The sequence below is a fragment of the Ideonella aquatica genome (genome assembly GCF_018069755.1).
Taxonomy (GTDB): Bacteria; Pseudomonadota; Gammaproteobacteria; order Burkholderiales; family Burkholderiaceae_C; genus Ideonella; species Ideonella aquatica.
Genome location: NZ_JAGQDE010000001.1, coordinates 70,127 through 94,921 on the forward strand (window position 1 = coordinate 70,127; position 24,795 = coordinate 94,921).

General features: G+C 68.6%; 20 protein-coding genes. 12 read left to right on the forward strand and 8 right to left on the reverse strand.

The genetic code is table 11. From position 1 onward, the window contains the following. Positions 1–2: 2 nt before the first annotated feature. The 3 genes from ugpE to ugpB are packed head-to-tail and all read right to left on the reverse strand — an operon-like array spanning position 3 to position 3,094. Entirely contained in the window at positions 3–857 is an 855-nt protein-coding gene (gene ugpE, locus KAK06_RS00390; protein ID WP_210799705.1) for a sn-glycerol-3-phosphate ABC transporter permease UgpE, read from the reverse strand. 18 nt (positions 858–875) lie between these two features. Beyond that, a complete protein-coding gene (gene ugpA / locus KAK06_RS00395; protein ID WP_210799706.1) occupies positions 876–1,757 on the reverse strand; it encodes a sn-glycerol-3-phosphate ABC transporter permease UgpA in 882 nt (293 codons plus the stop codon). Positions 1,758–1,792: 35 nt separating this feature from the next. Beyond that, positions 1,793–3,094: a sn-glycerol-3-phosphate ABC transporter substrate-binding protein UgpB gene (gene ugpB / locus KAK06_RS00400; protein ID WP_210799707.1), complete on the reverse strand. Its 1,302-nt coding sequence runs from the start codon at positions 3,092–3,094 to the stop codon at positions 1,793–1,795. A gap of 251 nt (positions 3,095–3,345) precedes the next feature. On the opposite strand from ugpB, the gene KAK06_RS00405 reads away from it, so the two are divergent. From KAK06_RS00405 to ubiE, 4 genes are read left to right on the forward strand one after another with little or no spacing between them, the layout of a single operon-like run. Beyond that, entirely contained in the window at positions 3,346–7,263 is a 3,918-nt protein-coding gene (locus tag KAK06_RS00405) for a DUF3683 domain-containing protein (protein ID WP_210799708.1), read from the forward strand. Then, positions 7,263–7,697 (forward strand): HIT family protein, encoded by a 435-nt coding sequence (locus tag KAK06_RS00410; protein ID WP_210799709.1) that lies wholly within the window; start codon positions 7,263–7,265, stop codon positions 7,695–7,697. The genes KAK06_RS00405 and KAK06_RS00410 overlap by 1 nt, the downstream gene beginning before the upstream one ends. 14 nt (positions 7,698–7,711) lie before the next feature. Next, a complete protein-coding gene (locus KAK06_RS00415) occupies positions 7,712–8,113 on the forward strand; it encodes a gamma-butyrobetaine hydroxylase family protein (RefSeq protein WP_210799710.1) in 402 nt (133 codons plus the stop codon). Between the two features lie 14 nt (positions 8,114–8,127). Continuing rightward, positions 8,128–8,859, forward strand: coding sequence for a bifunctional demethylmenaquinone methyltransferase/2-methoxy-6-polyprenyl-1,4-benzoquinol methylase UbiE (gene ubiE, locus KAK06_RS00420; protein ID WP_210799711.1), 732 nt, complete (start codon positions 8,128–8,130; stop codon positions 8,857–8,859). 55 nt (positions 8,860–8,914) lie between these two features. On the opposite strand, the gene KAK06_RS00425 is transcribed toward ubiE, so the two are convergent. Then, positions 8,915–9,568, reverse strand: a complete 654-nt coding sequence (locus tag KAK06_RS00425; RefSeq protein WP_210799712.1) for a hypothetical protein — start codon at positions 9,566–9,568, stop codon at positions 8,915–8,917. A gap of 202 nt (positions 9,569–9,770) precedes the next feature. On the opposite strand from KAK06_RS00425, the gene galE reads away from it, so the two are divergent. The 3 genes from galE to ubiB are packed head-to-tail and all read left to right on the forward strand — an operon-like array spanning position 9,771 to position 12,943. Then, positions 9,771–10,796, forward strand: coding sequence for a UDP-glucose 4-epimerase GalE (galE, locus tag KAK06_RS00430; protein ID WP_210799713.1), 1,026 nt, complete (start codon positions 9,771–9,773; stop codon positions 10,794–10,796). 46 nt (positions 10,797–10,842) lie between these two features. After that, positions 10,843–11,364, forward strand: a complete 522-nt coding sequence (locus tag KAK06_RS00435) for a hypothetical protein (RefSeq protein ID WP_210799714.1) — start codon at positions 10,843–10,845, stop codon at positions 11,362–11,364. Positions 11,365–11,377: 13 nt separating this feature from the next. Next, complete coding sequence (gene ubiB, locus KAK06_RS00440) at positions 11,378–12,943, forward strand: ubiquinone biosynthesis regulatory protein kinase UbiB (protein ID WP_210799715.1); 1,566 nt, start codon at positions 11,378–11,380, stop codon at positions 12,941–12,943. 42 nt (positions 12,944–12,985) lie between these two features. On the opposite strand, the gene KAK06_RS00445 is transcribed toward ubiB, so the two are convergent. Next, the gene (locus tag KAK06_RS00445) at positions 12,986–14,209 is read right to left on the reverse strand and encodes a hypothetical protein (RefSeq protein WP_210799716.1); all 1,224 of its coding nucleotides are present in this window, start codon (positions 14,207–14,209) and stop codon (positions 12,986–12,988) included. A 157-nt stretch (positions 14,210–14,366) separates the two neighbouring features. Further along, positions 14,367–16,676, reverse strand: a complete 2,310-nt coding sequence (locus KAK06_RS00450; protein WP_210799717.1) for an Ig-like domain-containing protein — start codon at positions 16,674–16,676, stop codon at positions 14,367–14,369. Between the two features lie 338 nt (positions 16,677–17,014). On the opposite strand from KAK06_RS00450, the gene KAK06_RS00455 reads away from it, so the two are divergent. The 5 genes from KAK06_RS00455 (at position 17,015) to KAK06_RS00475 (ending at position 22,499) form a co-directional block, all read left to right on the forward strand. Then, positions 17,015–18,490, forward strand: coding sequence for a high affinity choline transporter 1 (locus tag KAK06_RS00455; RefSeq protein ID WP_210799718.1), 1,476 nt, complete (start codon positions 17,015–17,017; stop codon positions 18,488–18,490). Positions 18,491–18,604: 114 nt separating this feature from the next. Continuing rightward, a complete protein-coding gene (locus KAK06_RS00460; protein WP_210799719.1) occupies positions 18,605–18,904 on the forward strand; it encodes an FmdB family zinc ribbon protein in 300 nt (99 codons plus the stop codon). Between the two features lie 11 nt (positions 18,905–18,915). Further along, positions 18,916–19,578 carry a DUF502 domain-containing protein gene (locus KAK06_RS00465; protein ID WP_210799720.1) on the forward strand — a complete coding sequence of 221 codons (663 nt, stop codon included), beginning with the start codon at positions 18,916–18,918 and terminating at the stop codon, positions 19,576–19,578. Between the two features lie 119 nt (positions 19,579–19,697). Continuing rightward, complete coding sequence (gene aspS, locus KAK06_RS00470; RefSeq protein WP_210799721.1) at positions 19,698–21,488, forward strand: aspartate--tRNA ligase; 1,791 nt, start codon at positions 19,698–19,700, stop codon at positions 21,486–21,488. Positions 21,489–21,566: 78 nt separating this feature from the next. Continuing rightward, entirely contained in the window at positions 21,567–22,499 is a 933-nt protein-coding gene (locus KAK06_RS00475; RefSeq protein ID WP_210799722.1) for a prenyltransferase, read from the forward strand. 306 nt (positions 22,500–22,805) lie between these two features. Here the strand turns inward: KAK06_RS00475 and KAK06_RS00480 are convergent, their stop codons facing one another. Both KAK06_RS00480 and KAK06_RS00485 read right to left on the reverse strand, forming a co-directional pair. Continuing rightward, a complete protein-coding gene (locus KAK06_RS00480; protein ID WP_210799723.1) occupies positions 22,806–23,081 on the reverse strand; it encodes a DUF2164 domain-containing protein in 276 nt (91 codons plus the stop codon). Between the two features lie 7 nt (positions 23,082–23,088). Further along, positions 23,089–24,786 carry an ABC1 kinase family protein gene (locus KAK06_RS00485; RefSeq protein WP_210799724.1) on the reverse strand — a complete coding sequence of 566 codons (1,698 nt, stop codon included), beginning with the start codon at positions 24,784–24,786 and terminating at the stop codon, positions 23,089–23,091. Positions 24,787–24,795: the final 9 nt, after the last annotated feature.

The window sequence follows — 24,795 nt, forward strand, 5'->3', positions numbered from 1 at the left end:
GTTTATTTCTCGGAATCGACCAGGCCCTTGACGAACCATTTCTGCATGAAGATCACCACCAGGGCCGGCGGCAGCATCGCCAGCATCGCCGTGGCCATCACCACGTTCCATTCGGTGTAGGCCTCACCGGCGATCAGGCGTTTGATGCCCATGACGATCGGGTACATGCCCTCGTCGGTGGTCACCAGCAGCGGCCACAGGTACTGGTTCCAGCCGTAGATGAACTGGATCACGAACAGCGCCGCGATGCTGGTGGTCGACAGCGGCAGCAGCACGTCCTTGAAAAAGCGCAGTGGCCCAGCGCCGTCGATGCGCGCGGCCTCCACCAGCTCGTCGGGCACGGTCAGGAAGAACTGGCGGAACAGGAAGGTGGCGGTGGCGCTGGCGATCAGCGGCACCGTCAGGCCGGCATAGCTGTTGAGCATGCCCAGCTGCGACACCACCTCGTAGGTGGGCCCGATGCGCACCTCCACCGGCAGCATCAGCGTCACAAAGATCATCCAGAACACCAGCCCGCGCAGCGGGAAGCGGAAGTAGACGATCGCGAACGCCGACAGCAGTGAGATGGCGATCTTGCCCAGCGCGATCACCAGCGCACTGACCAGGCTGATGCCCATCATCGGCAGCGCTGGCGGCACGGTGGAGCCGGCGCTGGTCTGGCCGCCAAACAGCGCCAGGCCATAGGTGTCCAGCAAGTGGCTGCCGGGCCAGATCGACATCGGCCGGCCCTGGGCGATCTCCTCGGCGGTGTGGGTGGAGGCGACGAAGGTCAGCCACACCGGGAATACGATGACCAGCACGCCCAGCACCAGCACGAGGTGGGAGAGCAGGGTGGCGAGGGGGCGCTTTTCAATCATGTCTTCTCAGCCCCTGGCTCAGTACTGCACCTTGCGCTCGACGAAGCGGAACTGCAGCACCGTCAGCGCCACCACCACCACCATCAGCACCACCGACTGCGCGGCCGAGCCGCCCATGTCCAGCGCCTTGAAGCCGTCGTAGTAGACCTTGTAGACCAGGATGGACGTGTCCTTGCCCGGGCCCCCGCTGGTGGCCGCATCGACGATCGCGAAGGTGTCGAAGAAGGCGTAGACGATGTTCATCACCAGCAGGAAGAAGGCGGTGGGCGACAGCAGCGGGAACTGCACCGTCCAGAAGCGCCGCCACGGGCCGGCGCCGTCGATCGCCGCCGCCTCGATCAGCGACTTGGGGATGGCCTGCAACCCGGCCAGGAAGAACAGGAAGTTGTAGGAGATCTGCTTCCACACCGCGGCCACCACGATCAGCGTCAGCGCATGGCCGCTGTCGAGCAGGTGGTTCCACTCGATGCCCAGCCAGCCCAGGCCGTGGCTGACCACGCCCAGGCCCGGCATGAACAGGAACATCCACAGCACCCCCGCCACCGCCGGCGCCACCGCATAGGGCCAGACCAGCAGCGTGCGGTAGAAGCGCGAGCCGCGCACCACGCGGTCGGCCATCACCGCCAGCAGCAGCGACACCGCCAATCCGCTGCCCGCCACCAGCGCCGAATACACCGCCGTCAGCTTGAACGAGTCCAGGTAGGCCGGATCGCTGAACAGGCGCTCGAAATTGGCCAGGCCGACGAACTCGGTGCTGGTGCCGAAGGCATCCTGCTGAAGCACGCTCTGCCACAAGGCCTGCGCGGCAGGCCAGAAGAAGAACACCAGCACGATCGCCATCTGCGGGGCGATCAGCAGCCAGGGCAGCCAGCGGCTGCGGAAGAGGACGCGTTTTTCCATCGCAGGGGCCGCCCCGGGCGGGGCGGCCATTCAGATCACTTCTGCGCCTTCTGGAAGCGCTCGAGCTGCTCGTTGCCGCGGGTGATCGCGGTGTCGAGCGCCTCCTTGGCGCCCTTCTTGCCGGCCCACACGCCTTCCAGCTCCTCGTCGATGATGGTGCGGATCTGCACGAAGTTGCCCAGGCGCACGCCGCGTGACTTGTCGGTGGTCTTGCGGATCATCTGCGTGACCGAGACATCGGTGCCCGGGTTCTCCTTGTAAAAGCCCGACTTGTCGGTCAGCTCGAACGAGGCCTTGGTCACCGGCAGGTAGCCGGTGCGCTGGTGGCTCTTGGCCGCCACCTCGGGCTGCGACAGGTAGGCGAAGAAGGCCGCCACGCCCTTGTACTCGGGCGCCTTCTTGCCCGACATCACCCACAGGCTGGCGCCGCCGATCACGGTGTTCTGCGGCGCGCCGGGCACATCGGGGTAGTAGGGCAGGGTGCCGATGCCGTAGTCGAACTTGCCGTTGCGCTTGACGTTGCCGTACAGCGCTGAGGAGCCGGTCATCATCGCGCACTCGCCCGAGACAAAGACCGCGTCGGCCTTGTTGCCGCGGCCCTTGTAGACGAACAGGCCCTGCTGGGCCATGTTGGCCAGGTTCTCGATGTGGCGCACGTGCAGCGGCGTGTTGAAGGCCAGCCGGGTGTCCAGGCCTCCAAAGCCGTTGTTCTTGGTGGCGAACAGCGTGTTGTGCCAGGCCGAGAAGCTCTCCAGCTGGGTCCAGCTGATCCAGCTGCTGGTGTAGGGGCACTTGTGGCCGCTGGCCTTGAGCTTGGCGGCGGCCAGCGCCACCTCGGGCCAGGTGGTGGGCGGCTTGTTCGGGTCCAGGCCGGCGGCCTTGAGCGCGTCCTTGTTGTAGTGGAAGACCGGCGTCGAGCTGTTGAACGGGAAGCTCAGCATCTGGCCGTTGGGCGCGGTGTAGTAGCCGGCCACCGCGGGCACGTAGGCGCCGGGGTCGAACTTCTGGCCGGCCTCTTTCATGACCTCGGCCACCGGCTTGATCGCGCCCTTGCTGGCCATCATCGTGGCGGTGCCCACCTCGAAGACCTGCAGGATGTGCGGCGCATTGCCGGCGCGGAAGGCGGCGATCGCGGCGGTCATGGACTCGTCGTAGCTGCCCTTGAAGGTGGGGACGATCTTGTAATCCTTCTGGCTGGCGTTGAAATCCTTGGCCAGGTCATTGACCCATTCGCCCAGGGCACCGCCCATCGAGTGCCACCACTGCACCTCGACTTGCGCGTGCGCAGTGCTGCTCATCAGGCCGGCCACGGCCAGCAGGGCCAAACGTTGCTTCATCGGGAGGTCTCCGGAAAAAACGGCAAAGGCGGGAGTCTGTCTCCCGCATGTGACAATCGCGTTGTCGCCGCTCAAGTGGCCTCAGGGCAAGCCGGAGAAACCCGGTTGCTCGGGCGTGTGGGCGGCCGCGGTCCCTCTGACCGGTGTGGTTTGCTGCGCTGCGGTAGGATTTGCCCCCACGTTCCACCGGGCGGCCTGCCCGGTGCGCCGTGCCCGCCCGTCGCCGCCCTGCCCGGGCGCACCTGCCCGACATGAACGCCCCGCACCCGATCGCTCCCCTGGCGCCCGTCGCCGACCGCCACGACAGCGCGCCCCGGCTGCGCGAGATTCCGTACAACTACACCTCGCTGTCCGACCGCGAGATCGTGCTGCGCCTGCTGGGCCCGCGCGCCTGGGAGGTGCTCAACCGCCTGCGCGAAGAGCGCCGCACCGGCCGCTCGGCCCGCATGCTCTACGAGGTGCTGGGCGATATCTGGGTGGTGCAGCGCAACCCCTACCTGGAAGACGACCTGCTGGACAACCCGCGCCGACGTGCGCTGCTGATCGATGCCCTGCGGCACCGTCTTGGTGAGGTTGAAAAGCGCCGCACGCCCGAGGCCGATCCGGCCCGCGACCAGGCCGTGGGTGAGTTGCTGGCCGCCGCCAGCGCTGCGGTGCAGCGCTTTGACGCCCGCTTCAATGACGTGGCCGCACTGCGCCAGCGCTGCCGCCGCCTGCTGGGCCGCCACACCGCCCAGGACAACGTCAAGTTCGACGGCCTGAGCCGCGTCTCGCATGTCACCGACGCCACCGACTGGCGGGTGGAGTACCCCTTTGTCGTGCTCACCCCCGACACCGAGGCGGAAATGGCCCATCTGGTGGCCGCCTGTGTCGAGTTGGGCCTGACCATCGTGCCGCGTGGCGGTGGCACCGGCTACACCGGCGGCGCCGTGCCGCTGACCTGGAAGAGCGCGGTCATCAACACCGAGAAGCTGGAGCAGATGACCGAGGTCGAGCTGATCGACCTGCCCGGCCTGCCCTACAAGGTGCCCACGATCTGGACCGGCGCCGGTGTGGTCACCCAGCGGGTGGCCGATGCGGCCGAGCGCGCGGGCTATGTCTTCGCGGTCGATCCCACTTCGGCCGAGGCCTCGTGCATCGGCGGCAACATCGCGATGAACGCCGGCGGCAAGAAGGCCGTGCTGTGGGGCACCGCGCTGGACAACCTGGCCAGCTGGCGCATGGTCACGCCCGAGGCCAAGTGGCTCGAGGTCACCCGCATTGGCCACAACCTGGGCAAGATCCACGACGTGGAAGTCGCCCGCTTCGAGCTGAAGTACTTCGATGCCAGTGGCAAGGTGCTGGAAAGCACCCGGACGCTGGAGATTCCCGGCCGCGTGTTCCGCAAGGAAGGCCTGGGCAAGGACGTCACCGACAAGTTCCTCGCCGGCCTGCCCGGGGTGCAGAAGGAAGGCTGTGACGGCCTGATCACCAGCGCGCGCTGGGTGGTGCACCGCATGCCGGCGCACACCCGCACGGTGTGCCTGGAGTTCTTCGGCAACCCGCGCGAGTGTGTGCCCTCGATCGTTGAGATCAAGGATTTCATGTTCGGGGAGATGAAGCGCCCAGGAGGCGCCATCCTGGCCGGCCTGGAGCACCTGGACGACCGCTACCTCAAGGCCGTGGGCTACGCCACCAAGAGCAAGCGCGGCGGCCTGCCCAAGATGGTGCTGGTGGGCGACATCGTCGGTGACGACGAGGCCGCGGTGGCCCGCGCCACCTCCGAGGTGGTGCGCCTGGCCAATGGCCGCTCGGGCGAGGGCTTTGTCGCCGTCAGCGCCGAATCGCGCAAGACCTTCTGGCTCGACCGCAAGCGCACCGCGGCCATCAGCCGCCACACCAACGCCTTCAAGGTCAATGAGGACGTGGTGATCCCGCTCGAGCGCATGGGCGAGTACACGCTGGGCATCGAGCGCATCAACATCGAGCTGTCGCTGCGCAACAAGGTGGCGCTGGCCGATCGCCTGGAAGCCTTCCTCACCAGCGGCCCGCTGCCGCTGGGCAAGACCGAGGACGCTGCCGAGCTGCCCGCCGCCGACTTGATCGAGGACCGCACCCAGCAGGCCCTGACGCTGGTGCGCGACGTGCGGGCCCGCTGGCAGCACTGGATGACCCGGCTGGACCAGGTGGATGCGAACGAGACCCGCAGCTGGTTCGACCAGTTGCAGGACGGCAGCCTGCGCGCCTCCTGGAAGCGCGAGCTGCTGCGCCCGCTGCAGACACTGTTCTCGGGCGCGGTGTTCGCGCCGGTGATCGACGAATGCCGCCGCATCCACCAGCAGGTGCTGCGCGGCCGGGTGTGGGTGGCGCTGCACATGCATGCCGGCGACGGCAATGTGCACACCAACATCCCGGTCAACTCCGACAACTACGAGATGCTGCAGACCGCCCACGAGGCGGTGGGCCGCATCATGGTGCTGGCGCGCAGCCTGGGCGGCGTGATCAGCGGCGAGCACGGCATCGGCATCACCAAGCTCGAGTTCCTGTCCGACGCCGAGATCGCCAGCTTCGCCGCCTACAAGGCCCAGGTCGACCCCGAGGGCCGCTTCAACAAGGGCAAGCTGCTGCGCGGCGAGGCCCGCACCCGCCTGGGCGACGATGTCCACGCGGCGGACCTGACCCACGCCTACACGCCCAGCTTCGGGCTGATGGGCCATGAGTCGCTGATCATGCAGCAGAGCGACATCGGCGACATCGCCAATTCGGTCAAGGATTGCCTGCGCTGCGGCAAGTGCAAGCCGGTGTGCGCCACCCATGTGCCGCGCGCCAACCTGCTGTACAGCCCGCGCAACAAGATCCTCGCCACCTCGCTGCTGGTCGAGGCCTTCCTCTATGAGGAGCAGACCCGCCGCGGCGTGTCCATCGCCCACTGGGGCGAGTTCGAGGACGTGGCCGACCACTGCACCGTCTGCCACAAGTGCTTCAACCCCTGCCCGGTGAAGATCGACTTTGGCGACGTCTCGATGGCCATGCGCAACCTGCTGCGCAAGATGGGCCACAAGACCTGGCGCCCCGGCAACGCGGCGGCCATGCTGATGCTCAACGCCACCAGCCCCGAGACCATCAAGCTCGCGCGCAGCGCGATGGTGGGCGTGGGCATGAAGGCCCAGCGCCTGGCGCACGATGTCCTGAAGCTGGCCGCCCGCAAGCAGACCGCCGCGCCGCCGGCCACGGTGGGCGCGGCGCCGCTGAAAGAGCAGGTCATCCACTTCATCAACAAGAAGATGCCCGGCGGCCTGCCCAAGAAGACCGCCCGCGCGCTGCTGGATGTCGAGGACAAGAACTACGTGCCGATCATCCGCGACCCGCAGCTCACCACCGCGGACAGCGAGGCCGTCTTCTACTTCCCCGGCTGCGGCTCCGAGCGCCTGTTCAGCCAGGTGGGCCTGGCCACCCAGGCCATGCTGTGGCAGGCCGGCGTGCAGACCGTGCTGCCGCCCGGCTACCTGTGCTGCGGCTACCCACAGCGCGGCTCGGGCCAGTTCGACGTGGCCGAGAAGATGATCACCGACAACCGGGTGCTGTTCCACCGCGTGGCCAACACGCTGAACTACCTGGACATCAAGACCGTGGTGGTCTCCTGCGGCACCTGCTTTGATCAGCTGCAGGGCTACAAATTCGAGGAGATCTTCCCCGGCTGCCGCATCGTCGACATCCACGAGTTCCTGCTGGAGAAGGGCATCACGCTCGACGGCTCAAAGGGCGGATTCCTCTACCACGAGCCCTGCCACAGCCCGATGAAGCAGCAGGACTCGCTGAAGACCGTGCGTGCGCTGGTGGGCCCGGCGGTGGTCAAGAGCGAGCGCTGCTGCGGTGAGTCCGGCACGCTGGGCGTGAGCCGGCCTGACATCGCCACCCAGGTGCGCTTCCGCAAGGAAGAGGAGATCCGCAAGGCCGAGAGCGCACTGCGCGCCAGCGGCGCGGTGGGCGCGCAGGACAACCTGAAGATCCTCACCAGCTGCCCCAGCTGCCTGCAAGGCCTGTCGCGCTACGGCGATGACCTGGCCAACGGACTGCTCGAGGCCGACTACGTGGTGGTCGAGATGGCCCGCCAACTGCTGGGCCCGACCTGGCTGGAAGACTATGTGGCCAAGGCCAACGCCGGCGGCATCGAGCGGGTGCTGGTGTGATGGCCTGCGAGCTGTGCACCCACCTGGAGACACCGGCCTGGTCGGTGGTGGCCGCCACGCCGCGCCTGCACGTGGTGCGGGTGCTGGACGCGCCGGACTTTCCGGCCTTTTACCGCGTGATCTGGAACACCCATGTCGCCGAGCTCAGCGACCTGAGTGATGCCGACCGTGCTCACGCCATGGACACCGTGGTGACGGTTGAGCGCGCGCTGCGCGACCAGCTATCGCCCACCAAGATCAACCTCGCGGCCCTGGGCAACCTGGTGCCGCACCTGCACTGGCATGTGATCGCGCGCTTTGCGCGCGACAGCCATTTCCCGCAGCCGATCTGGGGCACGCGCCAGCGCGACAGTGACCTGGACGCGCTGGCCCGCCTGGGCCTGGCGCTGCCGGCGATTGATGAACGCATCGCCGCGGCGCTCGCCGCTTCGTGACGGAGACCACACCCATGTCCGCCTCCCCGCAACCCACCGCCCTGACCCTGCACCAGGCCTCGCGCGTGCTGGAGATCGCCTTCAGTGATGGCGCGCAGTTCCGCATCCCCTTCGAGCTGATGCGGGTGTACTCGCCCTCGGCCGAGGTCATGGGCCACGGCCCGGGCCAGGAGACACTGCAGACCGGCAAGCGCCAGGTCGGCATCATCGCCATCGAGCCGGTCGGCCACTACGCGGTGCAGCCCAGCTTTGACGACGGCCACGACAGCGGCATCTTCACCTGGGAGTACCTGTATCGTCTGGGTGCCGAGCAGGCCGATTTGTGGGCCCGCTACGAGCAGCGCCTGCAGGACGCTGGCGTACACCGCGACGCCCCGATGCCGCCCAAGGCCGGCAGCGCCTGCGGCTCGCACTGAACCAGGAGCCCGCCATGTCGCAGACCCATTTCGGCTTCCAGACCGTCGACGAGGCCGCCAAGGCCAGCAAGGTCAAGGGCGTGTTCGACTCGGTGGCGTCCAAGTACGACATCATGAACGACCTGATGTCGATGGGCCTGCACCGCGCCTGGAAGGCCTACACCGTGGCGGTGGCCAACCTGAAGGACGGTGACCGGGTGCTGGACATCGCCGGCGGCACCGGCGACCTGTCTCGCGCCTTTGCGCGCAAGGTGGGCGAGCGCGGCATGGTGGTGCACACCGACATCAACGAGGCCATGCTGCGCACCGGCCGCGACCGCCTGCTAGACGAAGGCCTGGCGCTGCCCACCAACCTGTGCGACGCCGAGAAGCTGCCCTACCCCGAGGGCACATTCGACCTGGTCAGCGTGGCCTTCGGCCTGCGCAACATGACCCACAAGGACGTGGCGCTGGCCGAGATGTGCCGCGTGCTGCGCCCGGGCGGCCGGCTGCTGGTGCTGGAGTTCTCGAAGGTGGCGGCGCCGCTGCAAAAGCCCTACGACTGGTACTCGTTCAGCATCCTGCCGCGCATTGGCAGCCTGGTGGCTGGCGATGCCGACAGCTACCGCTACCTGGCCGAGTCGATCCGCATGCACCCCGACCAGGCCACGCTCAAGGCGATGATGAAGACCGCCGGCTTCGGCCATGTGGACGTGCACAACATGACCGGTGGGGTCGTCGCGCTCCACGTCGGCATCAAATGCTGACCTGGCAGGACGGCCCGGGAGCACGCAGTGCACCGGGCCGTGCCCAGGATTCGGGTCAGAACGCGTAGCTGATGCCGATGCTGATCTGCGGGATCGCCTTCACGCTTTCCACCTGATCGCGCAGCTGCGCGGTTTCCTTGGCCACGTCGGCCTGCGCCTGCGGCTGTGCCAGGGCGCCACGCGGCGTCACGCTCACGCTGGCGCTGCCCAGCATCGCGCCCAGGTCGGCGTTGAAGCGCCAGCCGGACTCTCCCAGGCGGTGGCCCCAGCCGATGCCCAGATAGGGCGTGGTGCTGGGAAAGCGCATGGCCACTGCCAGGCCATCACCGGCGGCCAGCGTGTAGGTGCCGTCACCGACCTTGACGGTGCGGCCGGCGCCAGAGGCATCCAGGTCGAGCTGGTAGTCGTTGCTGGTCAGGCCAGCCGTGACGCGGAACCCCGAATCCATCGGGTACCAGTCCCCGAACACCGCCAGGCGGCCAGACTTCAGCTTGCCCTGGTAGGCAATGCCTTCCTCGGTGCTGTTGCGGCTGCGGTTGCCGGCGCTGGCCAGGTCAGCGCGCAGCGTGAACTGGGGGTTGATCGGATGGGCCACACCGAGCATCAGGCCGGGGGCGCCGATGGCGGTGTAGACCTCGATGGCCTGGGCCGCACTGGCGGCCAACAGGGTCGCGGCCAAGGCCACATGAGGCAGGACAAAACGGGACATGAGGAACTCCTGGACAAAGGCACGGCCCGGACCGGCGCGGGCCGGGTCCGTGGTGGACATGGGTGGGGCGCGCCGCCTGCCCGGCGCGCACGCCACTGTCGCCCAAGTGGCGCGCAGGCGTCAATGTCAAGTCGTAAGTGTTGCGGCCTGGGCGTAACCGGTCGCAGGCATACTGCGGGTTTGTCCCTGTCCGAGTCCGCCCATGCCACGCGTCCTGCTCACCGGTGCCACCGGCTACATCGCCTCCCACACCTGGCTGGCCCTGTGGTCGGCCGGCTTCGAGGTGGTGGGCCTGGATGACTTCTCGAACAGCTCGCCCGAGGTGCTGCGCCGCCTGGCCGAGCTGGGTGGCCGCGAGCCGGTCTTTGTGCAGGCCAGCGTCACCGATGCCGCTGCGCTGGACCGGGTCTTCGCCGCACATGCGATCGACGCGGTGGTGCACTTCGCCGCCTTCAAGGCGGTGGGTGAATCCGCCGCCGAGCCGCTGAAGTACTACGCCAACAACCTCGGCGGCCTGGTCAGTACCTGCCAGGCCATGGGCCGTGCGGGCGTCAAGACCATCGTCTTCAGCTCCAGCGCCACCGTCTACGGCACGCCGCAGTTCCTGCCCTACACCGAGCAACATCCGCTGGACGCGATGAACGTGTACGGCCGCACCAAGCTGATGGGCGAGCAGATCCTGCGCGATCTGGAAGCTGCCGATCCCGCTTGGAACATCGCCTGGCTGCGCTACTTCAATCCGGTGGGCGCGCACGAGAGTGGCCGCATCGGCGAGGACCCGCGCGGCGTGCCCAACAACCTGATGCCCTATGTGCAGCAGGTGGCGGTGGGCCGACGACCGTTCCTGTCGGTCTTCGGCGGCGACTACGACACGCCGGACGGCACCGGCGTGCGCGACTACCTGCATGTGATGGACCTGGCCGAGGGCCACGTGGCGGCACTGCGCTACCTGCTGGGTCAGAAGAAGTCGGTCACCGTGAACCTGGGCACCGGCGTGGGCTACAGCGTGCTGGATCTGGTGCGTGCCTTTGAGCAGGCCGCCGGCAAGCCCATCCCCTGCCAAATCGTGGACCGCCGCCCCGGTGACCTGCCCAGCTACTACGCCGACGCCACGCTGGCGCGCGAGCTGCTGGGCTGGCAGGCCACGCGCAGCCTCGAGCAGATGTGCGCCGATGCCTGGCGCTGGCAGAGCGGCAACCCGGAGGGCTACGCCAGCGCGGGGGCTTGATGCAGCGCGTCCGGCGACTCGTGGGGCGCTCCTACAATCGCGCCCCATGGCCAACCCGCTGACCGACCTCGTCCTGCCTGCCGCGACCGCCCGCTTCGTGCTGCTGGCCAACCATGTGTTGACGGCCGCGCCCGCGGCCACCGAGCGCCTGAAGGGCCGCAGCGGCCGCACGCTGCGCGTCGAGGTGGATGGCTGGCGCATCCCGCTGCCGCCGCCGCCGCCGATGAGCTTGCGCATCACCCCGGCCGGCCTGCTCGAGGCCGTGGCGCCGGACGAGTCTGGCGCCGACAGCCCCGACCTGCGCCTGCGCGTGGATGCCTCACAGCCGCTGTCGGCGGCGCGCAGCCTGGCCAGCGGTCAGGTGCCCGAGGTGCATGTCGAAGGCGACGCCGCGCTGGCCGCCGACATGACCTGGATCCTGGCCAACGTGCGTTGGGACCTGGCTGCCGATCTGGAGCGCGTGGTGGGTGGCCCGCTGGGCGACACCGTGGCGCGCGCCGGTGAACAGGTGCTGGCCGCTGCGCGCGGTCTGGTGCAGGGCGTGGCCGGCGCGGTGCGCAAGCCTTGACGCGCCAACGCTGATGCGCAAGCTGCTGCGGCTGGTCCGCATCGTCCTGACCTTCTGGCGCCTGGGCGTCGTCGAGCTGGCGCTGCAGACATTGACCCGCCGGCCCGCCGGCTGGGCGCTGGCGCTGGTGCGGCCGTCGGCCGACTACGCGGGCCAGCCCCGCGGTGCGCGCCTGCGCCTGGCGCTGGAGGCGCTGGGCCCGATCTTCATCAAGTTCGGCCAGGTGCTGTCCACCCGCCCCGACCTGGTGCCGCCCGACATCGCCACTGAGCTGGCCCGCCTGCAGGACCGCGTGCCGCCCTTCCCGGCCGCACAGTCACAGGCGCTGATCGAGCAGGCGCTGGGGCGTCCGGTGGGCGAGCTGTTTGCACAGTTCGAACCGGAGCCGGTCGCCAGCGCGTCCATCGCCCAGGTGCATTTCGCCACGCTGCCCGATGGCCGCGAGGTGGCGGTCAAGGTGCTGCGCCCGGGCATGCTGGCCGTGATCGAGGACGACCTGGCCCTGCTGCATGTGCTGGCCGGCTGGGTGGAACGGCTGTCGGTGGATGGCCGACGCCTGCGCCCGCGCGACGTGGTGGCCGAGTTCGACACCTACCTGCACGACGAACTCGACCTGGTGCGCGAGGCGGCCAACGCCGCCCAGCTGCGCCGCAACATGGCCGATCTGCCGCTGATCATCGTGCCCGAGATGCACTGGGACCTGTGCACCGCCAGCGTGATCGTGATGGAGCGCATGAAGGGCATCCCGATCAGCCAGGTCGAGCGCCTGCGCGAGGCCGGGGTCGACATCAAGAAGCTGGCACGTGATGGCGTGACGATCTTCTTCACCCAGGTCTTTCGCGACGGCTTCTTCCACGCCGACATGCACCCGGGCAACATCCAGGTCAGCGTCGACCCGGCCACCTTCGGCCGCTACATCGCGCTGGATTTCGGCATCATCGGCACGCTCACCGAGGTCGACAAGAACTACCTGGCGCAGAACTTCATTGCCTTCTTCCGCCGCGACTACAAGCGCGTGGCCGAGTTGCATGTGGAAAGCGGCTGGGTGCCGGCCAGCACCCGCATCGAGCAACTGGAGGCGGCGGTGCGCGCCACCTGCGAGCCGCAGTTCGACCGCCCGCTGAAGGACATTTCGCTGGGCCAGGTGCTGCTGCGCCTGTTCCAGACCTCGCGCCGCTTCAATGTCGAGATCCAGCCACAGTTGGTGCTGCTGCAGAAGACCCTGCTCAATGTCGAGGGCCTGGGCCGTGAACTGGACCCCGATCTGGACCTGTGGGACACCGCCAAGCCCTTTCTGGAGCGCTGGATGGACGAGCAGGTGGGCTGGCGCGCGCTGGTGCGCCGCCTGAAGGACGAGGCGCCGCAGTACGCCCGCCTGCTGCCCGACCTGCCGCGCCTGGTGCACCACGCGCTGGAGCGCCCGCCGCGCGATGACCGCGACCTGCTGCGCGCACTGCTGCGCGAGCAGCGGCGCACCAACCGCCTGGTGACCATGCTGCTGGTGGCCGCTGGCGGCTTCCTGCTGGGCATGGTGGTGGCCCGGCTGGTCAGCCAGATCGTCGGCCACGGCGGGCTCTGAGCGTCGCCGACAGACGCCCGCCGTGTCACCCTGGGCGGGCGGTCACTCGAAGCTGATCGGACCGATGTTCAGGCCGTTGGCGTAGTTGCCATTGCCGTCGGTCGCCGCGGTGAACTGCATGTTGCTGCCCAGCACCTGCACGTGGGTCGATGCCGTGCCGGCTGCCAGTGCCGCGCTGGCACTGGCATAGCCGCAGGGCGTCGTCAGCGCAAAGCTGCTGATCGGCACGGTGTAGTTCTGCACGCCAGGCGCCGTCACTGCCACCGAGCTGGTCAGGACGGGGGCACAACCGCTGACCGTCGGGCCCACCAGCAGCAGGGCCAGGTTGGGGTGGTGGTTCATCAGTTCGTCATTGCCCCAGACGGCGATCTTCAGGCTGGTGTAGCCACCCACCTTGACCGTGCCGTTGGCCGGTGCGTTGACGAAGGCGCCAAAGCCCCAGGGCTTCTGGTTCACGTTGATGCCGTAGCCGAAATAGAAGCTCGGCGTGGCGTCGCCGGGGGCCACGCCGTTCCACCAGTATTGCGTCGGCACCGTGGTGTCGATGTAGGTGCCGGCGGAGCCGCCTTGCGTCGAGGTCCAGGTGACCGGATCGACCTGCGTGTAGTTGGCGGCGTAGACCAGCGGCGCCGTCGTGCCGCCGCCCTTCTTGGTGGTGTAGACGAGGTCGTCGAAGTAGGTGGTGGTGTCCGTCGCCGGCGGCGCGCTGACCGAGAACTGCGGGAACAGGCTGATCTTGTTGTAGGTCTTGGCGGGGTTGTAGGCGGGGGTGCCGGGAGCCGGTTGGCCCAGGTCAAAGGTCAGGGTCTCCCAGGCGCCGCCGACCGTCGTCTGGGCATCGGTCTCGACCGAGGTGCCGGGGTCGAGCGCGTTTTCCACCTTCAGGCGCACGGTCTGTCCGGCCGCCTGGGCAAAGACGCGCACCGTGATGATCTTGCTCTTGTCCAGGCCGATCGGCTTGACCGACTTGTCGGCCTCGTTGGTGTAGACCGTGGCGCCTGCCCAGGGTTGGCCGGACGGGCCCTTGATGAACTTGGCCACGTTGTTGGGGCGGTTCGCCTTGACGGGGTCTTTGGCCTTGCCCGCTGACACCAGGCCTTCAAACGGGTCGTACAGCGTGCTGCCACTGAAGCTCAGGCAGGTCATGCCCTTGGCGCAGGTCAACTCGGTGGCGGCCACGGCGGACGTGACAACGCCGGTGCCCAGGCACAGCGCCACAGACAGGGCCAGCGTGGACAACGGGAAAGTGCGCAGAGAGACGGTCATGGTCGGGAACTCCTTGGGGACGGATCGAGGCGTGGAGAGATCAATGCCAACGGGGCAGTCCAGCGCTTGAAAGCGCTTTCAGCTGTGACCAGTCTTCTGGGGGGCAGGTTGGCAAGGGGCCTGCCCGGCTGGCTTGCGTGTCGGGGGATCCGGGGGATCAGTCGGAACCGCGCAGGTGCGGTCGGGGCAACTGCGCCCGGTGTGGGGAGGGCCGCTTGTGGCGGAGCATGCCGCTGTTGAGGAAGGTCATCGGGCCGATGTTCAGGCCGTTGGCGTAGTTGCCGTTGCCGTCGGCAGGCGTTGCGTACTGCACGTTGTCGCCAAGCACCTGGATGTGGATCTCGGCCACGCCACCGATCAGCGCCGCCGTGGGGGTGGTGAACGCGCAGGGGGTCTGCAGCACCAGGCTGGACATCGGGACGGTGTAGGCGCGCGGCCCGGTGCCGGTGACCTGGAAGCTGCCCTGGAGCACGGCGGCGCAGCCATTGATCTGCGGTCCGACCATCAGCACCGTCAAGGTGGGCAAGGTGCGCATCAGCTCATCGTTGCCCCAGACCTCGATCTTGAAGCTGCCGTACTGCGCCACGCGGGCCGCACCGTTGGTGGGCGCCTTGACCGCGGCAGCGAATCCCCACGGCTTGTTGGCGACGTTGATGCCATAGCCGAAGTAGTAATTGGCCGGCGTGGTGTCCGACCCCGGGGCCACGCCGCCCCACCAGTACTGGGTGGCCACGCTGTCGTCGATGTAGGTGATCGCATCACCACCTTCGGCCGAGACCCAGGCGTTGCCCGAGGCGGCGTAGCTGCTGGCGAACTGGCCGCCGACCAGGTCGATCAGGCCCACGCCGCAGCTGTCACCGCCGCCGCCACCGGTGTCTGCGGCGTACTTCAGCTCGTCAAAGTAGGTGCTGGTGTTCGTTGCCGGCGGTGCGGTCACCGAGAACTGCGGAAACAGGCTGATCTTGTTGTAGGTCTTGCAGGGGTCGTAGCTGCCCGCCACCGGTGCGGCGAAGTCAAAGCTCAGCGTCTCCCAGGCGCCGGCCTGGCTGGTCTGGGCCTCGGCTTCGAGAAAGGTCAAGGGGTCGGTTGCGCTCTCGATCTTCATGCGGACGGTCTGACCCGCTGCCTGCGCGTAGACGCGCAGCGTGATCAGCTTGCTGGTCGACAGCCCCACCGCGGCCACCGAGTTGTCTGCGGCTGCGGTGTAGACCGTGGCACCTGCCCAGGGCTGGCCGGCCGGGCCTTTGACGAACTTGGCGACCTTGTTCAGCGCGTTGACCGGGTCGGCCGACTGTTCGGCCGAGACCAGGCCCTCGAAGGGCAGATAGCCCACGCTGGCCCCCGCAAAATCGATGCACGGCGCGGCAGTGCAGGTGCCGGTGTCGCCTGAGCTCACGCGGGTGTCAAAGCGCTGGCTGGCGCTGGTGGCCGCCGTGTTGGGATTGCCGCTGCTGTCGCTGAAGGCGCCCGCGGCCACGCTGACCTGCATCGTGCCCGCGGCGTTGGCGGGCGGCGTGACGGGCAGGCGGTAGGCGGTGGCGTCGATGCGCGACAGCGTGCCGGCGCTGCCGCCGGTGACCGTGATGTCACCCGCGGTGAAGCTGCTGCCCACATCCTCACTGAAAGTGAAGCTGAAGGTCACCACGCCCGAGGCTGGGTCGGTGGCGACGTTGTCGCTGATGCTCAGGGTGGGTGGCGTCACATCGGCGTCGGTGCGGTAGTCCTGCCGGGCCGAGGCGCCCACTATGTTGGCGTGGCCGGCGAGGTCGATCACCGAGCCCGGCGCCACGCTGACCGACAAGGTGCCGGTGCCATTGGCCGGCGGCAGCATGCGCAGCGTGGCCGTGTTGCCGCTGACGCGGGTGAAGGTGCCGATGCTGCCGCCCGCGGTGCTGATGTCCGCCACGGTGAAGGACGAACCGATGTCCTTGTTGAAATGGAAGGTGAAGGTGACCGGTCCCGTGGCCACGTCCGCGGCGACATCGTCGGTGATCGACACGGTGGGCGGCTTGTCGGTGTCGTAGGCCTGGCTGGCCGTGGCGGTGGCCTCGTTCAGGTTGTTGGCAGCGTCAAAGAACTTGCCCGGTCCCACCGTGACGGTGATGGAGCCCACGCTGTCGGGGGTGGGCGCCACCACCAGCGTGGCCGAGCGGGTGCTGGCCATCGTGAAGGCGCCCTTGGTGCCACCGCTGACGCTGATGCCCGCCGCATTGAACGAGGTCCCGACCGGCTCGCTGAAGGTGAAGGTGAAGGTCACGTCGCCAGAGGCCTTGGCACCGTCGGCCACGTTGTCGGTGATCTCGACCGTGGGCGGCGTGGTGTCCGTGGGCGTGCTGCCGCCGCCGCTGGCGGGCGCCGAGCTGGTGTCGGGCGGCGCCGAGGCGCTGCCGCCGCCGCAGGCGCTCAGCGCCAGGCAGGCAGCCAGCAGGTGGGTGGCCAGGATGAATCGAGTCGCGGCGGTGTTCATGGGGCAGGCGGTTCGGGCTGAAGAGGCCGGTTGAACGTGGCGGCCGGTCGGTGTCGGGATCGCAGGGCGGGACGCTGGCATCCGCGATGGAGAACAAGTTTGAAAGCGCTTTCAGACGAGCTTAGGGCGGCGCGCTGGCCTTGACAAGGCGCTGAGCTTGTCGGTTTCCCTAGGGTCGGCCTCCAAACGGCCGCATCAGCGGGTTTGTCCTAGCCGGGTCTGGCGCGTTGCGCAAGCCGCGCAGGCCGCACGGGCATCCGAGCGGAGCCGCCTCTGCCCTGATAATCGCCCCCGGTCGCGTTGGGCGACCACCTCCGCCTGACCCTGAAGTTCACGCCATGAACACCACGCTGATCATCTTCGTCGTGCTCTACCTGCTGGGCACGCTCGGCCTGGGCCTGTGGGCCGGCACGCGCATCAAGAACACCAGCGACTTCGCGATCGCCGGCCGCAGCCTGCCGCTGATCATGGTGATCACCACCACCTTCGCCACCTGGTTCGGGGCCGAGACGGTGATGGGCATTCCGGCCCGTTTCGTCCAGGGCGGCCTGGGCGCGATCGTCGAAGACCCGTTCGGTGCCGGCATGTGCCTGATCCTGGTGGGCGCCTTCTTCGCGGCCAGGCTGTACCGCTTGAACCTGCTGACCATCGGCGACTTCTACCGCGAGCGCTACGGCAAGGGCGTCGAGGTCTTCTGCTCGCTGGCCATCATCCTGAGCTACCTGGGCTGGGTGGCGGCGCAGATCACCGCGCTGGGCCTGGTCTTCTCGGTGCTGACCGACGGTGCGATGAGCGAAACCGCCGGCATGATCATCGGCACGCTGGCGGTGCTGATCTATGTGGTGGTGGGCGGCTTCCTGGCGGTGGCCTGGACCGACTTCATCCAGATGATCGTGCTGGTGGTGGGGCTGTCCGTCATCGCGGTCTTCTCGGCCGACCTGGCCGGCGGTGCCGACAAGGTGCTGGCCGTGGCCACCGACAAGGACCTCTGGAAGTTCTTCCCCGAGCCCAGCTTCACCGACATCGCCATGTTCCTGGGTGCCGCACTGACCATGATGCTGGGCAGCATCCCGCAGCAGGACGTGTTCCAGCGCGTCATGTCGGCCAAGGACGCGCAGACCGCACGCCGCGGCGCGATGATCGGCGGCTTCGCCTACATCCTGTTCGCCTTCGTGCCCATGTTCATCGTGATGAGCGCGGTGGTGGTGCTGGGCCAGCAGGCCCTGGACCTGGCCGAGAACGACTACCAGCGCCTGCTGCCCACCTTCGTGCTGGGCCAGATGCCGCTGATCATGCAGATCCTGTTTTTCGGCGCGCTGCTGTCGGCCATCAAGAGCACTTCCTCGGCCACGCTGCTGGCGCCCTCCACCAGCTTCGTCGAGAACATCGTCAAGAACCTGCGCGGCCCGATGAAGGACCGCGAGCAGCTGCTGGCGATGCGCTGGACCATCGTGATCTTTGCCGCGCTGGTGCTGGCCTATGCCATCGCGATGAAAGGCACGCCCATTTACGACCTGGTCTCGGCCGCCTACCAGGTGACGCTGGTGGGTGCCTTCGTGCCGCTGGTGATGGGGCTGTACTGGAAGCGCGCCACCACCCAGGGCGCGATCTTCTCGCTGGGCGGTGGCGTCGGCGTGTGGATCGTCTTCTTCCCGCAGATCAGCAGTTTCGGCGAGGCCTTCCCGGGCCAACTGGCCGGCCTGATCGCCGCCTTCGTGGGCATGATTTTCGGCTCGCTGGCGCCGCAGTGGCTGACCAACCGCCACGTCCACAAGCAGCACGTCGAGGGCCTGCCCGACGCGCCGGGGGCTTGAAGCCGCGCGGCGGCGTCCCCACTTCCGCACACTCGGGCGACGCGCTCCCGGGACCGGGCAACCGGCTCCGGGGCGGTCAATTTATAATCAACGGTTTTGTGTGAGGGACAGGTCATGCCGATCTACGCCTACCGCTGCGGCGCGTGCGGCCATACCAAGGACGTGCTGCAAAAGTTGTCCGATGCCCCGCTGACGGTCTGCCCCGCCTGCGGTGCCGAGCAGTTTTCCAAGCAACTGACCGCCGCCGGCTTCCAGCTCAAGGGCTCGGGCTGGTACGCCACCGACTTCAAGGGGGGCGGCGCTGCTGCAACCACCGCCGCTGCGGCGGCCACGCCGGCCGCCGCGCCCGCGGCCGAAAGTGGTGCCACACCGTCGGGCGGCACGCCCTGCGGTGGCTCCTGCGCCTGCCACTGAGACCTCCTGACGTGAAGAAATACCTGCTCGCCGGCCTGCTCACCTGGCTGCCCCTGGCCATCACGGTCTGGGTGCTGCTGTGGGTCCTGGGCATGATGGACGGCCTGTTCGCCGCCGTCCTGTCGGTCGCGCAGGCCCTGCTGCCGCACGGCGCCTACGACTCTCTTGAGCGCCTGCGCGGCATCCCCGGCCTGGGCGTGGTGACGATGGTGTTCCTGCTGGTCGTGACCGGCGTCTTCGTCACCAACATCTTCGGCCAGTGGTGGGTGCGCCAGTGGGACGCGCTGCTCAACCGCATCCCCATCGTCAAGTCGATCTACAGCTCGGTCAAGCAGGTCTCGGACACGCTGTTTTCCAGCAACGGCAACGCCTTCCGCGAGGCCGTGCTGGTCGAGTACCCGCGCGCTGGCGCCTGGACCATCGCCTTCGTCACCGGCACGCCGGGCGGCGAGGTGGCCGGGCAACTGCCCGGCGAGCATGTCGGCGTCTACGTGCCCACCACGCCCAACCCCACCTCGGGCTTCTTCCTGATGCTGCCGCGCAGCGCGCTGCGGCCACTGCAGATGAGCGTGGACGAGGCACTCAAGTACATCATCTCGATGGGCGTGGTCGCGCCCCCGGCCGAGGCCCCGCTGCCCCGGCCGGAGGAGGCCGACCCCAACCGGGCGGGCTGAATGCCTGGCCCGGCATTCAGTCCTGAGGGCTGACCGCTCCACCCCCGAGGCACGACAACACCTCCGCGGCGCCCGCATCGCGCCGCCACCTCACCAGTTTCCGTACGGAGAAGCATCCCATGCGTACCACCTACTGTGGCCTGGTCAGCGAAGCGCTGATGGACCAGACCGTGACCCTGATGGGCTGGGCCCATCGCCGCCGCGACCATGGCGGCGTCATCTTCATCGACCTGCGCGACCGCGAAGGCCTGGTGCAGATCGTCTGTGACCCCGACCGCCCCGAGATGTTCAAGACCGCCGAGGGCGTGCGTGGCGAGTTCTGCCTGAAGGTCGTCGGCAAGGTCCGCGCCCGCCCGGCCGGCACCGAGAACGCCAACCTCGTCTCCGGCAAGGTCGAGGTGCTGTGCCATGAGCTGGAAGTGCTCAACGCCAGCGTCACGCCGCCCTTCCAGCTCGACGACGACAACCTCAGCGAGACCGTGCGCCTGACGCACCGCGTGCTGGACCTGCGCCGCCCGGCGATGCAGAAGAACCTGATGCTGCGCTACCGCGTGGCGATGGAAGTGCGCAAGTTCCTCGACGCCAACGGCTTCGTCGACATCGAGACCCCGATGCTGACCAAGTCCACGCCCGAGGGCGCGCGCGACTACCTGGTGCCCAGCCGCGTGCACGATGGCCAGTTCTTCGCGCTGCCGCAGAGCCCGCAGCTGTTCAAGCAGCTGCTGATGGTGGCCGGCTTCGACCGCTACTACCAGATCACCAAGTGCTTCCGCGACGAGGACCTGCGCGCCGACCGCCAGCCCGAGTTCACGCAGATCGATATCGAGACCTCCTTCCTCACCGAGGAGGAGATCCGCGCGATGTTCGAGGGCATGATCCGCACGGTGTTCAAGAACGCCATCGGCGTGGAGCTGCCGGTCTACCCGGTGATGAGCTACGCCGACGCGATGTTCAAGTACGGCTCGGACAAGCCCGACCTGCGCGTCAAGCTGCAGTTCACCGAGCTGACCGAGGTGATGAAGGACGTCGACTTCAAGGTCTTCTCCACCCCCGCCACCACCCCGGGTGGCCGCGTGGTGGCGCTGCGCGTGCCCGGCGGCGGCGAGATGAGCCGCGGCGAGATCGACGGCTACACCGAGTTCGTCAAGATCTACGGCGCCAAGGGCCTGGCCTGGGTGAAGGTCAATGATGTGGCCAAGGGCCGCGAGGGCCTGCAGTCGCCGATCGTCAAGAACCTGCACGACGCCGCGCTGGCCGAGATCCTGGCGCGCACCGGCGCCTGCAACGGCGACCTGATCTTCTTCGGCGCCGACAAGGCCAAGGTGGTCAACGACGCGATCGGCGCGCTGCGCATCAAGATCGGCCACTCCGAGTTCGGCAAGTCGCACGGCCTGTTCGATGATGTGTGGGCGCCGCTGTGGGTGGTCGACTTCCCGATGTTCGAGCACGACGAGGAAGAGGACCGCTGGAACGCGGTGCACCACCCGTTCACCAGCCCCAAGGACGGCCACGAGAACCTGATGGACACCGACCCCGGTGCCTGCATCGCCAAGGCCTACGACATGGTGCTCAATGGCTGGGAACTGGGCGGCGGCTCGATCCGTATCCACCGCGCCGAGGTGCAGTCCAAGGTCTTCGACGCGCTGAAGATCACGCCCGAGGACGCCCAGGTCAAGTTCGGCTTCCTGCTGGATGCGCTGCAGTACGGCGCGCCCCCGCACGGCGGCCTGGCCTTCGGCCTGGACCGCCTGGTCACGCTGATGACCAAGGCCGAGTCGATCCGCGACGTCATCGCCTTCCCCAAGACCCAGCGCGCCCAGTGCCTGCTGACCGGCGCGCCCAGCCTGGTCGACGAGAAGCAGCTGCGCGAGCTGCACATCCGCCTGCGCAACCCGCAAGCCACCGCCTGATCGTCGCTTGACCGGCATCAAGGGGCCCCTCGGGGCCTCTTGTCGTTTCAGCGGGGGAAGGCCGTATGCTCGGTACCCATGGCTGTATCCAATCGCCTGTCCCTGATCGGTTGCTGGGTCGCGGCCAGCCGGCCCGGCTTTCTCAGCGTCACGCTGGTGGCCGCGACCACCGGCATCGCCCAGGCCCAGGCCTGCGGCTGCGGCTGGGACCCGCTGGGCGCGGTGGCCACCGTGCTGCTGGCGCTGCTCACCCACGCGGCAGTCAACCTGTGGAACGACTACGGCGACGCGGTGGGCGGCTCCGACGCCGTCAACACCGGCCGCATCGGTCCCTTCACCGGCGGCTCGCGCTTCATCCAGGACGGTGTGTTCAGCGCCGCGCAGGTCCGGGCGGCGGCGATCAACCTGGCCATCATTGTCATCGGCGGCGGGCTGCTGCTGACGGCGCGCGCCGGCCCCGGTCTGCTGCTGGTGGGGCTGGCGGGTGCGCTGCTGGGCTGGGCCTACTCCAGCCCGCGCGTGGCGCTGATGTCGCGCGGCCTGGGCGAGTTGTCGGTGGCCGCCGGCTGGTGGCTGATCGTGGTGGGCGCCGACTACGTACAGCGCCACGCCTTCAGCGCCATCGCCATGGTCAGCGGCGTCAGCCTGGCGCTGCTGGTGATGAATGTGCTGTGGGTGGCGCAATACCCTGACGCTGTGGCCGACGCAGCCGTGGGCAAGCGCACCCTGGTCGTGCGCTGGGGCGCTGGGCCGGCGGCCTGGGCCCACCTGGGCAGCGTGCTGCTGGCGCACGGCTGGCTGATGGCCTGGTGGTGGGCGGATGTGCTGCCGATGACGGCGTGGTGGGCGCTGGGCTCGCTGGCCTTGTCATTGCCCAGTGCGCTGCTGGTGATCGCGCGGGCCGAACGACCGCAGGACCTGAAGCCGGCGATCGTGCTGGCCATTGCTGCGGCGGTTAGTCATGGGGCGCTGCTGACGGCGGCGTTCGTTGCGATTGCGCGCTTGCGCTGACAGTCACTGACGGCTTCCTGCCCGGAGCAGCCGTAGGCTGCTCCGGGCCGAGGCCCGCACATGGAGCTCCCCCCAGCCCCCCTCCAAGAGGGTGGCTCCAGTCACAACTACAAAGGGTGGTGCGCCCAGCGGGCCAGCGCTACGCCGGCCGGCAGGCCGGCCCGAAGCTCATGCTGGAGCCCCCTTCTTGGAGGGGGGCTGGGGGGAGCTCAACGGAAAAGGGCTCTGCCCACAGCGGCCTACGGCCGCTGTGGGCAGATAGCTGTCGAGCGCTAAGGACATCGCCGCTGCAGTTGCTCCGGCTCGCTACCTCCGCCCCTTGCCCACCTTCTCGTACTTCTTCCAGTACCCGAATGCGTCCTCGTGTACCTCCAGGTCCACCTCGGCCACGCGCGCCTGCAGGCGCTCCTGCACATCGCTGACCGCCTGGTTGTAGACCACCGGGGCGATCTCTTCCAGGAAGAAGCCCAGCAGACCGGCGGCGGCGATGTTGCCGATCGGCTCGTCCATGTGTTCGCGGAAGTAGCGCTCGATCGAGGCGATGGCCTGGGCGCGGACGTCCTTGGGCAGGTCGATGGGCATCAGTACCTCAGTCGTGACGGCGGGCGCGCAGCGTGCTGCGCACCAGCCAGATGCCGCCCACCGTGGCGCTGACGAAACCCAGCAGGCCGAAGGCGGGCAGGCCGAAGAGCTGGGGCCCGCCGCCCACCGTCATCACGATCGACGAGCCGATGATCAGTGCGGCGATCACCAGCGACACTGACAGCCGGCTGGCGGCGCGGTCGAGCTGGTCGCCCACGTGCTGCAGGTGGACCACGTCGATCGCCACATTGAGCTGGCCGCGGCGGGCGCTGCGCAGCAGGTGCGAGATGTCGTGCGGCAGCTGTTCGGCCATCTGCAGCACCCGCTGCAGCGAGCTCCAGCCGCGCAGCGCCAACGCGCGCGGCTGGTAGCGCGCGCGCACCACCTGGCGCAGCAGCGGCAGCGCCTCGGTGGCCATGTGGAAGGCGGGATCCAGCGCGCGGCCCATGCCCTCCAGCGAGATGAAGGCCTTGATCAACAGCGCCAGGTCCGAGGGCAGGGCCAGGTGGTGTTCGCGCAGGATGGCGGTGGTGTCGGCCAGCATCTGGCCCAGGTTCAGCTGGGCCAGCGGGGTGCCGTGGTACTGGTCGACGAAGCCCTCGATCTCGGCCTCCAGCTGGCCCAGGTGGGCGCCGGCCAGGCCGCCGCCCTGGGCCTCGGCCCAGTCCAGCAGCACGTCGGCCACCTGGCGCGGCTGGCGCTGCACCAGGCCCAGCAGCAGCTGCAGCAGTTCCTCGCGCCGACGCTGGCTCAGCCGGCCGACCATGCCGAAGTCGATGAAGGCGATGCGGTTGCCCGGCAGGTAGAAGACGTTGCCGGGGTGCGGGTCGGCATGGAAGAAGCCGTCCTCGACGATCATCTTCATCACCGCCTGGGCGCCGCGGCGCGCCAGCAGCTGGCGGTCGAAGCCCTCGGCGTCCAGCCGGTCCAGCGCCTGGCCCGGCACGCCGCCCACGTAGTGCTGGACGTTGATGCGCTCCTTGGTGAAGTCCCACACCACCGGCGGGATGGCCACGAAGTTCAGCGGCTTGAGATTGCCCGCGATGCGTTCGGCGTTGCGGCACTCGGCGGCCAGGTCCAGCTCGCGCCGCAGCGAGCGGCCGAATTCGTGCACCAGGCCGCGCGGGCGGTAGGGCGCCAGCGCGGGCAGGCGGTGCTCGGCGATCGCGGCCAGGCGCTCCAGCAGCCGCAGGTCGGCATCGATCACCTCGCCGATGCCGGGGCGGCGCACCTTGACCACCACCTCGGTGCCATCGTGCAGGCGCGCTCGGTGCACCTGGGCGATCGAGGCCGCCGCCAGCGGCTCGGGGTCAAAGTGGGCGAACACCGCTTCGGGCTCGCCGCCCAGGTCCTCGCGCAGCTGCTCGCGCAGGGCCTCCAGCGGCAGCGCGGGAACCCGGCTGTGCAGGTGCTCCAGCTCGGCGATGTACTCGGGCCCCAGCAGGTCGGCCCGGCCGGCCAGGATCTGGCCCAGCTTGACGAAGGTGGGGCCCAGCTCCTCCAGCGCCATGCGCAGCTGCACCGGGCGCGGTAGGCGGGCCAGCTCGGCGGTGCGCTCCAGGCGCATGTGGTGGCCGGCCTTTTCCAGCGCCTCGGTCCAGCCCATGCGCTGGACCAGATCGCCCAGGCCGTGGCGTGTCAGCACGCCCACGATGTCCACCAGGCGACCCAGGTCGCGGGCGGAGACCAGTGCGTCGATCAGCATGGCCCCAGT

Coding starts and splice junctions, on each gene's coding strand:
- ugpE (WP_210799705.1), bottom strand. CDS start 857: ATGATTGAAAAGCGCCCCCTCGCCACCCTGCTCTCCCACCTCGTGCTG.
- ugpA (WP_210799706.1), bottom strand. CDS start 1,757: ATGGAAAAACGCGTCCTCTTCCGCAGCCGCTGGCTGCCCTGGCTGCTG.
- ugpB (WP_210799707.1), bottom strand. CDS start 3,094: ATGAAGCAACGTTTGGCCCTGCTGGCCGTGGCCGGCCTGATGAGCAGC.
- KAK06_RS00405 (WP_210799708.1), top strand. CDS start 3,346: ATGAACGCCCCGCACCCGATCGCTCCCCTGGCGCCCGTCGCCGACCGC.
- KAK06_RS00410 (WP_210799709.1), top strand. CDS start 7,263: ATGGCCTGCGAGCTGTGCACCCACCTGGAGACACCGGCCTGGTCGGTG.
- KAK06_RS00415 (WP_210799710.1), top strand. CDS start 7,712: ATGTCCGCCTCCCCGCAACCCACCGCCCTGACCCTGCACCAGGCCTCG.
- ubiE (WP_210799711.1), top strand. CDS start 8,128: ATGTCGCAGACCCATTTCGGCTTCCAGACCGTCGACGAGGCCGCCAAG.
- KAK06_RS00425 (WP_210799712.1), bottom strand. CDS start 9,568: ATGTCCCGTTTTGTCCTGCCTCATGTGGCCTTGGCCGCGACCCTGTTG.
- galE (WP_210799713.1), top strand. CDS start 9,771: ATGCCACGCGTCCTGCTCACCGGTGCCACCGGCTACATCGCCTCCCAC.
- KAK06_RS00435 (WP_210799714.1), top strand. CDS start 10,843: ATGGCCAACCCGCTGACCGACCTCGTCCTGCCTGCCGCGACCGCCCGC.
- ubiB (WP_210799715.1), top strand. CDS start 11,378: ATGCGCAAGCTGCTGCGGCTGGTCCGCATCGTCCTGACCTTCTGGCGC.
- KAK06_RS00445 (WP_210799716.1), bottom strand. CDS start 14,209: ATGACCGTCTCTCTGCGCACTTTCCCGTTGTCCACGCTGGCCCTGTCT.
- KAK06_RS00450 (WP_210799717.1), bottom strand. CDS start 16,676: ATGAACACCGCCGCGACTCGATTCATCCTGGCCACCCACCTGCTGGCT.
- KAK06_RS00455 (WP_210799718.1), top strand. CDS start 17,015: ATGAACACCACGCTGATCATCTTCGTCGTGCTCTACCTGCTGGGCACG.
- KAK06_RS00460 (WP_210799719.1), top strand. CDS start 18,605: ATGCCGATCTACGCCTACCGCTGCGGCGCGTGCGGCCATACCAAGGAC.
- aspS (WP_210799721.1), top strand. CDS start 19,698: ATGCGTACCACCTACTGTGGCCTGGTCAGCGAAGCGCTGATGGACCAG.
- KAK06_RS00475 (WP_210799722.1), top strand. CDS start 21,567: ATGGCTGTATCCAATCGCCTGTCCCTGATCGGTTGCTGGGTCGCGGCC.
- KAK06_RS00480 (WP_210799723.1), bottom strand. CDS start 23,081: ATGCCCATCGACCTGCCCAAGGACGTCCGCGCCCAGGCCATCGCCTCG.
- KAK06_RS00485 (WP_210799724.1), bottom strand. CDS start 24,786: ATGCTGATCGACGCACTGGTCTCCGCCCGCGACCTGGGTCGCCTGGTG.